This is a genomic window from Cognatiluteimonas telluris (assembly GCF_011320095.1).
GTDB lineage: Bacteria > Pseudomonadota > Gammaproteobacteria > Xanthomonadales > Xanthomonadaceae > Cognatiluteimonas > Cognatiluteimonas telluris.
This window is the reverse complement of record NZ_JAANOY010000017.1, coordinates 42838-50174: the sequence shown is the minus strand read 5'-3', so window position 1 is coordinate 50174 and position 7337 is coordinate 42838. Positions and strand designations below refer to the sequence as shown.

Sequence of the window (7337 nt, the reverse complement as noted above, 5' to 3'; positions counted from 1 at the left end):
CTTCAGCCTCCGCGTCAGGCCGCGCGCATCCGTCGCGTGGCGGGCGTGGGCAGGCGCCGGCGTGCCTGGGTGGTCGGGTGCCGGCGCCGGCGCGGGTTGCCGGCCGCCGCGCGCGACAGCCGTGGCAGGCGGAAGCGGTGCAGCGCCCACCAGCTCACCAGCGGCATCCCCAGCAACCACAACGGCAGCGCGCCAAACCACGGGCTGTCGACCCGCAGCAGCACCAGCGCCAACAGCGCGCCGATCGCGACCAGCAGGCGCAGTGCGCGCTCCAGGCGCGGATCCGGGGTGGGGGCGGACGACGACGGTGACAGGGACATGGGACGACTCCGGTCAAGTGGTGACGCCAGCGTCGGCGGTGCACATCTCAGGGCCTGCGATTGCGCGCGATGGCGCAATCACGGACGCTGCACACCCCCGCGGGTGCCATGTCCGGCGCTGCGTCCCGCCGCCTTCGAAGGAGTGAAGCGTGTCCCCCATCCCATCCCCGACGGCCACGCCGGTACTGCGCGCAACGGTTGCGCGACTGCGGTGCGCCCGCGCCTGGAAAACGCGGCTTGGCGCCCTGTTGCTGCCGATGCTGCTCGCCGCCTGCGCCTCGGCGCCCGTGGCCGCGCCACCCAGTGCCCTGCCGTTGGCGCCGCTGATGGGCACCTGGTACGTGATCGCGCACGTTCCGTATTTCACCGAACGCGGCCACGTGCAGTCGCGCGACGAATACACCCTGCGCGACGACGGCCGGATCGCCGTGCATTACGTCTACCGCACCGGCTTCCACGCCCCGGTCAAGTCGCTCGACGCCGTCGCCAAGGTGCTCCCCGGCACCGGCAACCGCGACTGGCGGCTGCGGTTCTTCCGCGTGGTGCCGGCCACCCAGCGCATCCTCGAAGTCGATCCGCAGCAGCGCTGGATGCTGCTGGCCACGCCCGACGGCGGGTTGGCGTGGATCTTCGCGCGCACGCCGGAAATGGACGGGGCCACCTACCAGGCGCTGCTGGAGAAGCTGGACGGCTACGGCGTCAACACCGACAAGGTCTGGCGGATCGCGCAGACGCCCGGACAGGTGGGACAGCTGGGCTTCGAGCGTCCCAACGACGAGCAATAGGGGCGGCGTCAAAGCGCGCGCGACGCCCGCAGCCCGGGTAAGGCGCAGCCGCACCCGGGGTGCCGGTCGCCGGATCAGGCGACGACGTGGAGTTCGCATTGCGTCCCGGAGGCGCTGCGTTTATCCGGGCGACGAATCCTGCACAGTTACGACAGGGTGTGGCACATCGCGCGGCGCAAGGTGCGCAGACCGTCGCCCGGGTCAGGTCGCAGGCCGCACCCGGGACCGACGCGCGCAAGACCGGACCCGCGCCTGAGCTCCCGAAGCCCGCGCAAGGCCACCGGCCGCAGCCGCGTCGGTGCGCGGGAATCGATCCCTGCGCCTCAGCGATCGTAATGGCTCAGCGCCAGCGACAGCAGCGAGCGCGCCTGCTCGCGCAGCGCCGGCGGCTCGACCACTTCGGCGTCGCTGCCGTAATGCAGCACGTCCATCAGCAGTTCGCGCGCCGAACTGTAGGGCACCTTCAGTTCATAGCGGCCATCGGGCAGGAAGCGCCCCTGCTGCTGCGAATGCCAGTGCTCGTCGGCGACCCAGCGCGCGGATTTCGCGCTGAACACGATCGTCGCCCAGCCCTTGGGTGCGCCGGAAAAAATCCCGTAGCTGCCGGACAGGTGTTCGTTGAGCTGCGCCTCGTCGATGTCGCGCGCATCGGCGTCGAGCACCCGCGCGCCGCTGATGCGATCGACGGAAAAACTGCGTAGCGCCTCGCGGTCGTGGTCCCAGGCGTCCAGGTACCAGTTGTCGCGGTAATGGGTGATGCGTTGCGGCGACACCGTGCGCCGGGTCTTCTCGTCGGTCGAGCGCGCGCGGTAATCGAAACTCAGCTGCTTGCGCTCCAGCACCGAGGAGCACACCGCGCGGAAGGCCTGCTCGTCCATGCGTCGGGTGCGGTGCGGGATCACGCGCACGCGTTCGACCGGCCAGCGCTTGCCGCTGCCGTGCTTGGCATTGGCGTGCTCGTCGAGCAGCTTCTCGATCCGCTGCTGCAACGGCGCCAGCGCGCTGGACAACATGCCGCCGCCGCTGCGCGAGAGCAGCTGCTGGGTGGCGAGCAGCGCGTGCAGCTCTTCGGAATTCAGCCACAGCCCGGGCAGCTCGAAGCGGTCGCCTTCGCTGGCGTCGTAGCGGAAGCCGGCCTCGCCGTCGCCGACCACCGGCGCCATCAGCGCATCGCGCAGGAACGCCAGGTCGCGATAGACCGTCGCCCGCGAGCAGCCAAGTTCGTCCTGCAGCCGCGGCACCGTCACCGGGTAGCGCGCGGTCTTGAGGATGCGGTGCAGGGAGAGGATGCGTTCGTAGCGGTCCATCGGCCGATTATGCCGCCATCGGGGGCCGCAACGGGTGCGGCCGCCGGCGCCGCGGCGCACAATGCGCGCCATGCCCGAACCGCAGCGCAACCTGTCGCCCTCCACGGGCGACACCGAACACCGCGCGCCGTCGCAATGCCATGACAGGCATCGCGCGCGCAGACCGGGAGGCCGGCACCCGCGCCGGACGGCGCCATGAAGGAGCCGACCCTGAACCTGTCGCCCTCACCCGGCGACGAGGCCAAGACCACGACCTGCTACATGTGCGCCTGCCGCTGCGGCATCAAGGTGTGGCTGGCCGACGGGCGCATCCGCTACATCCAGGGCAATCCCGAGCATCCGGTCAATCGCGGCGTGCTGTGCGCCAAGGGCGCGGCCGGGATCATGCAGCACTACTCGCCGGCGCGCCTGTCCAAGCCGCTGCTGCGGATCGGCGAGCGCGGCAGTGGCGAGTTCCGCGAGATCGAATGGGACGAGGCGCTGCAGCTGGCCACCGACTGGCTGGCGCCGATCCGCGCGCGCAATCCGGACGAACTCGCGTTCTTCACCGGCCGCGACCAGTCGCAGGCGCTCACCGGCTGGTGGGCGCAGCAGTTCGGCACCCTCAACTACGCCGCGCACGGCGGCTTCTGCTCGGTCAACATGGCCGCCGGCGGCCTCTACACCACCGGCGGCAGCTTCTGGGAATTCGGCGAGCCCGACTGGGAGCACACGCAGTACCTGATGCTGTGGGGCGTGGCCGAAGACCACGACTCCAATCCGATCAAGCTCGGCCTGGGCAAGCTCAAGGCGCGCGGCGCGAAGATCGTCGCGGTCAATCCGGTCCGCACCGGCTACGGCGCGATCGCCGACGAGTGGATCGGGATCCGGCCGGGCACCGATGGCCTGTTCGCGTTCGCGCTGATTCACGAGCTGCTGCGCAGCGACCGCATCGACCTCGACTACCTGGTGCGCTACGCCAATGCGCACTGGCTGGTGGTGCGCAATCCCGGCGGCGCCGACGACGGCCTGTTCGCGCGTGATGCGGAAGGCCATCCGCTGTGCGCCCTGCTCCCCTCTCCCGCCGGGAGAGGGGCTGGGGGTGAGGGTGCGTCGAGCGATACGCCCGCCCACGCAGGACACCGCTTCGCACGCGCCGACGCGACCGGTATCACGCCCGCCGTGGTCGGCGAAGTGATACTGGCCGATGGCCGCATCGCGGTCCCGGTGTTCCAGCTGCTCGCCGAGCGTTACCTCGATCCGCAGTACGCACCCGACGCGGTGAGCGCGCGCTGCGGCATCCCCGCCGACACCATCCGCCGGATCGCGCGCGAGCTCGCCGCCGCCGCCTTCGACAGCAACTTCTCGCTGCCGATCGCCTGGACCGACACCGCCGGCCGCACGCATCCGGAGATGGTGGGGCGCCCGGTGTCGATGCACGCCATGCGCGGCATCAGCGCGCACAGCAACGGCTTCCACACCTGTCGCGCGCTGCACCTGCTGCAGTTGCTGCTGGGCGCGATCGACACGCCGGGCTCGTTCCGTTACCAGCCGCCCTACCCCAAGCCGATTCCGCCGGCGAATCGTCCCGCGCGCGGACGCAAGGACAACGGCACGCTCGATGGCGGTCCGCTGGGGTTCGTGCACGGGCCCGAGGACCTGGTCGTGGATGCGGAAGGCCGGCCACGGCGGATCGACCATGCGTTTTCGTGGGCCTATCCGCTCGCCGCGCACGGCATGCTGCAGACCGTGATCCGCAACGCGCACGCGGGCGACCCGTACAAGATCGATGCGTTGCTGATGTTCATGGCCAACATGAGCTGGAACTCGGCGATGAACACCCGCGAGACGATGCACTGGCTGACCGACAAGGATGGCGAAGGCAACTACCGCATCCCGCGCATCATCTATTCCGATGCCTACGCGTCGGAAATGGTCGCCTATGCGGATCTCGTGTTGCCCGACACGACCTACCTCGAACGCTTCGACGCGATCTCGCTGCTGGACCGGCCGATTTCCGACGCCGACGCCGCGGCCGACGCGATCCGCCATCCGCTGTTCGATCCGGCCACGCAACCGCACCCCGGCGGGCATCCGCGCGACGTGCGCGGCTTCCAGTCGGTGCTGCTCGACCTCGGTGCGCGCCTGGGATTGCCCGGCATGGCGCATGCCGACGGCACGCCGGTCTACCGCGACTACGCCGACTACATCGTCCGCCACGAACGCACGCCCGGCGTCGGCCTGCTCGCCGGCTGGCGCGGCGAGGACGGCAGCCAGCACGGCAAGGGCGCGCCGAATCCACGCCAGCTCGAGGCCTACATCGCCCACGACGGTTTCTGGCGCGAGGAGATCCCCGAACACGCGCGCTATTACAAGATGGCCAATCGCGGCTACCTGGACTGGGCGCAGCGCATGGGTTTCGTCGCCAATGCCGAACCAATCGTGCTGCAGCTGTACTCCGAGGCCCTGCAGAAATTCCGCCTCGCCGCGCAGGGCCATGGCGCGGTGCAACCGCCGCCCGAACATCGCGAGCGCGTGGCGACGTATTTCGATCCGCTGCCGATCTGGTACGAGCCGTTCGAAGGCGTGCAGGTCGATGGCGACGCGTACCCGCTGTCGGCGATCACCCAGCGGCCGATGTTCATGTACCACGCCTGGGGATCGCAGAACGCGTGGCTGCGGCAGATCGCGACGCGCAATTTCCTGTACCTGCATCCGGCGACGGGCGCGCGCTTCGGACTGGCCGACGAGGACTGGATCGACGTCACCTCGCACCACGGCAGCATCCGCGTGCAGGCGAAGTTCGCCGCCAACGTGCAACCCGACACCGTGTGGAGCTGGAACGCGATCGGCAAGCGCAAGCGCGCCTGGACGCTGGCCCAGGGTGCACCCGAATCCAACCAGGGCTTCCTGTTGAACCACCTGATCTCCGACATCACCCCGCGCGGGGACTACGCCAACGCCGATCCGGTCACCGGCCAGGCGGCGTGGTTCGACCTGCGGGTGTCGATCCGCAAAGCCGACGTCGGCGCCGTGGATGGCGACCACACCCAGAGCCAGCCGCAGTTCGCGCCGCTGGCCTACGCCGAGGCCGACGAGGCGCCGCTGCGCTACGGCGTGCGCATGCGCAACCGGCAGCACGCGAGCAAGGCAAAACCATGACCATGCTGCCGCCACCATCGAAGGTGAAACTCGGACTGGTAATCGACCTCGATACCTGCGTCGGCTGCCATGCCTGCGCGGTCGGTTGCAAGGAATGGAACGCCGGCGGCATCGCCGGGCCACTGACCGACAGCGATCCCTACAGCGCGTCGCCGAGCGGGGTCTGGCTCAACCGCGTGCACAGCTTCGAGCTGCAGGCCACCAGCGCCTGTGGCGGCGGTGGCGCTTCGACGGCCACGCAACCGGCGCAGACGCTGCATTTCCCGCGCTCGTGCCTGCATTGCGAAACCCCCGCCTGCGTCACCGTGTGTCCGACCGGCGCCAGCTACAAGCGCGGCGAGGACGGCATCGTGCTGGTCGACGAGGACAAGTGCATCGGCTGCGGCCTGTGCGCGTGGGCCTGTCCGTACGGCGCGCGCGAAATGTCGCCGGTCGAAGGGGTGATGAAGAAGTGCACCCTGTGCGTGGATCGCATCTACAACGAGAACCTGCCCGAAGCCGAGCGCGAACCGGCCTGCGTGCAGGTGTGTCCCACCCGCGCGCGGCATTTCGGCGATCTTGGCGATCCGGAGTCGAAGGTGTCGCGACTGGTCGCCGAGCGCGGCGGCGTGGCGTTGCTGCCGGAGCTGGGCTACCAGCCGGTCAACCGTTACCTGCCGCCGCGGCCACGGCGCGGGGTGGAGGCGGCCGAAGCATCGCCGCCGGTCGCGGCCGAAGTGCTGGACGTGGACGCCTTGCCGCCGATGCTGAAATGGTTGGATCGGGTGCTGAGCCGATGAATCCGGCGTTCTCGGTCATCTTCTTCACCACCTTGTCCGGTGCCGGCTACGGGCTGCTGGCGTGGACGGCGGTGGCGGCGATGTTGCAGCAACCGGCGCGATCGTTGCTGCCGGGCCTGCTGGCCGGGCTGGTGCTGGTGACGATCGGCCTGCTGAGTTCGCTCGCGCACCTGGGCCAGCCGCAACGTGCGTGGCGCGCGTTGTCGCAGTGGCGTACCTCGTGGCTGTCGCGCGAAGGCGTCGCCGCGGTGGCGACCTACGTGCCGGCGCTGGGCCTGGGCGCGGCGCTGCTGCCGGCGATGCTCGACAACGATGTGCGGACGGCGCCGGCGCTGCTCGGCCCGGTCGGCATCACCTGCGCGCTGGCGCTGGTGGTGCTCGCGTCGGTGACCGTGGCCTGCACCGCGATGATCTACGCCAGCCTCAAGCCGGTGCCGGCGTGGCGGCATGGCCTGGTGATGCCGGTGTACCTGCTGTTCGCGCTGGTCTGTGGCGGCTGGCTGTGGCTGGCGCTGCGCGGATTTTCGGCTTCGGCGCCGGTGTCGCTGCTCGTGCTCGCGGCGGCGACGACGCTGCTGCTGGCGCTGTGCAAATGGCGCTACTGGCATGCGATCGACACCACGCCGCTGCCGCTCACCCGCGGCGACGCGGTCGGCCTGCCACGGCGCGACGTGGCGCTCTTCGAACGCCCGATCACCGAATCCAATTACGTCACCCGCGAGATGGCCTTCGTGCTCGCGCGCAAGCATGGGCGACGGCTGCGCATGCTGGCGATCGTGTTGCTGGTCGTCGTGCCCGTCGCATGCGCGGCGCTGGGCGCGGCCATCGTCGGCCTGCAGCCGCTTGCGTTGCCGCTGGCCGCGCTGTGCGCACTGGTGGGCGCGTTGGTGGAGCGCTGGCTGTTCTTCGCCCAGGCGCGGCACCTGGTGACGTTGTATTACTGAGGCCAGGGACTCGCGGCTGAAGCCACGCCGACCAGAGCGGTCTTCGGCCATGAATCGGCGC

6 protein-coding genes are annotated in these 7337 nt (G+C 70.0%); 4 read left to right on the top strand and 2 right to left on the bottom strand.

What is annotated here, in order from left to right; genetic code table 11:
- Positions 1-14: 14 nt before the first annotated feature.
- Positions 15-320: a hypothetical protein gene (locus tag G7B67_RS09500; protein WP_166211394.1), complete on the bottom strand. Its 306-nt coding sequence runs from the start codon at positions 318-320 to the stop codon at positions 15-17.
- Positions 321-469: 149 nt separating this feature from the next.
- On the opposite strand from G7B67_RS09500, the gene G7B67_RS09495 reads away from it, so the two are divergent.
- Positions 470-1105 (top strand): lipocalin family protein, encoded by a 636-nt coding sequence (locus tag G7B67_RS09495; protein WP_243412318.1) that lies wholly within the window; start codon positions 470-472, stop codon positions 1103-1105.
- 323 nt (positions 1106-1428) lie between these two features.
- On the opposite strand, the gene G7B67_RS09490 is transcribed toward G7B67_RS09495, so the two are convergent.
- Positions 1429-2412 carry a helix-turn-helix transcriptional regulator gene (locus G7B67_RS09490; RefSeq protein ID WP_166211391.1) on the bottom strand — a complete coding sequence of 328 codons (984 nt, stop codon included), beginning with the start codon at positions 2410-2412 and terminating at the stop codon, positions 1429-1431.
- 195 nt (positions 2413-2607) lie between these two features.
- Here G7B67_RS09490 and G7B67_RS09485 point away from each other — a divergent pair, with 195 nt between their 5' ends.
- The 3 genes from G7B67_RS09485 to G7B67_RS09475 are packed head-to-tail and all read left to right on the top strand — an operon-like array spanning position 2608 to position 7276.
- Entirely contained in the window at positions 2608-5553 is a 2946-nt protein-coding gene (locus tag G7B67_RS09485; RefSeq protein WP_166211388.1) for a molybdopterin oxidoreductase family protein, read from the top strand.
- 2 nt (positions 5554-5555) lie between these two features.
- Complete coding sequence (locus tag G7B67_RS09480) at positions 5556-6332, top strand: 4Fe-4S dicluster domain-containing protein (protein WP_207780904.1); 777 nt, start codon at positions 5556-5558, stop codon at positions 6330-6332.
- Positions 6329-7276 (top strand): dimethyl sulfoxide reductase anchor subunit family protein, encoded by a 948-nt coding sequence (locus G7B67_RS09475; RefSeq protein WP_166211382.1) that lies wholly within the window; start codon positions 6329-6331, stop codon positions 7274-7276. Before G7B67_RS09480 ends, G7B67_RS09475 begins: the two co-directional genes overlap by 4 nt.
- The last annotated feature ends 61 nt before the right edge of the window (positions 7277-7337 follow it).

Excerpts from the sequence above, each read along its gene's own strand:
- G7B67_RS09475 (WP_166211382.1), top strand. The coding sequence starts at position 6,329 with ATGAATCCGGCGTTCTCGGTCATCTTCTTCACCACCTTGTCCGGTGCC.
- G7B67_RS09500 (WP_166211394.1), bottom strand. The coding sequence starts at position 320 with ATGTCCCTGTCACCGTCGTCGTCCGCCCCCACCCCGGATCCGCGCCTG.
- G7B67_RS09480 (WP_207780904.1), top strand. The coding sequence starts at position 5,556 with ATGCTGCCGCCACCATCGAAGGTGAAACTCGGACTGGTAATCGACCTC.
- G7B67_RS09485 (WP_166211388.1), top strand. The coding sequence starts at position 2,608 with ATGAAGGAGCCGACCCTGAACCTGTCGCCCTCACCCGGCGACGAGGCC.
- G7B67_RS09490 (WP_166211391.1), bottom strand. The coding sequence starts at position 2,412 with ATGGACCGCTACGAACGCATCCTCTCCCTGCACCGCATCCTCAAGACC.